This is a genomic window from Streptococcus suis (genome assembly GCF_002964045.1).
GTDB classification, from domain to species: Bacteria; Bacillota; Bacilli; order Lactobacillales; family Streptococcaceae; genus Streptococcus; species Streptococcus suis_U.
The window spans coordinates 1-325 of the sequence record NZ_POPB01000393.1; the positions used below are offsets into that span (position 1 = coordinate 1).

The following is a 325-nucleotide window of genomic DNA, read 5'->3' on the forward strand; positions in this document are numbered from 1 at the left end:
ACGAATCATCTGGATGCTTGAGTTGAATATCAATTGAATGTTCTAGCAAGAGTTGCTCCTTTTCCTGTGCTTTTCTCTATTATAACAAAAATAGCCCAAACAAGGCTATTTTGTACTATTTTATCCATCAATGTCCCAAATAATCTTCCCAAATCGCATCAAAATCAGACATGGAAAAGGCAAAGCTGGCCGATTCCTCCAAAAAACGACTGACTTCATCGAAATTATCTGATTGCTTAGGAAAATCAGATTCATCAAAGGCATAATCTGCCAAGATAGCTACTGGTTCATTACTTTTCGGGTTGCGCTGGGTCATCAACCAAGA

At 38.2% G+C, this 325-nt stretch carries 1 protein-coding gene; it reads right to left on the reverse strand.

Going from position 1 to position 325, the window contains the following annotated elements:
- Positions 1-127: 127 nt before the first annotated feature.
- A partial coding sequence (locus C1E99_RS09985) for a YozE family protein (RefSeq protein ID WP_238146227.1) occupies positions 128-325 on the reverse strand: 198 nt, incomplete at its 5' end.